Here is a 944-nt window from a genome sequence, read left to right on the forward strand (position 1 = left end):
ATTAAATCGCCTTCACCGACACAACCTGTCGTTGAGCTCGATGCAGATTTCACGATATTAATACCACCATCATTACAAAGTGTAACCTCAGTATTATTCGCATCGATGATGTAAGTATCAGTGGCAACAACCGTTGTTGTCCCATCAGGTTCTAAACCATTAGCAGTCACATTGTTTGTGATATTACCCGCATCAACGTTAGCTTGAGTAATGGTATAGTCAGGTGCAGTGAAAATCCAAGTTTCAGTAGGATCAAGAATACCATCTCCGTTATCTCCAGTAAGAGTTAAAGACGATGTAATATCACCCCCTAATAAATCATCAATAATTGTTATTGAATTAATAAGGACACTACCCGAATTGGTAACTGTAAATGTATAAGTAATAGTATCACCTTCTCCAACACAACCAACAGTTGAGCTCGAAGCTGATTTTTCTATACTAAGACCAGCAACCCCATCAATAGTAATGTATACAGTGGCTTGATCACAGGCCATAGGAGTACCGTTATCACAGATTGTATATACGAATGAATCCGTACCCGAATATCCAGCATTAGGGGTGTAAGTAAACTCACCAGTATTAGGATCAATATTTACGGTAACACCTTGAGTAGTAGTAACGGTTGTAGAAGTTACAGTTTGGGTATTACCTTCAATATCATTATCGTTAAATAATACATTTCCTATTAGAACGCTAGTAGGCGTTACATAGTAAGCATCATCATTAGCATTTGTTGTATTTGGCATACTAGCATCTTGAACTGTTACTGTAACATTAGCAGTATCACAAAGTGCAGGCGTACCATCATCACAGATTGTATAGGTAAAGGTATCTTCACCCGTAAATCCAAGATCAGGCGTATAAGTAATGGTTCCATCAGGATTTAGAGTTACAGTTCCATTTGCAGGATCAGTAGTTGCAGTAATGGTAATAGGATCGCC

The 944-nt window shown here is 38.2% G+C and carries 1 protein-coding gene; it reads right to left on the reverse strand.

Going from position 1 to position 944, the window contains the following annotated elements:
- The coding region (locus ACJBCC_RS17235; protein ID WP_407557926.1) for an Ig-like domain-containing protein at positions 1 to 944 on the reverse strand (944 nt) is incomplete at both ends.

It is taken from the genome of Winogradskyella sp. 4-2091 (genome assembly GCF_045765065.1).
Lineage (GTDB): Bacteria > Bacteroidota > Bacteroidia > Flavobacteriales > Flavobacteriaceae > Winogradskyella.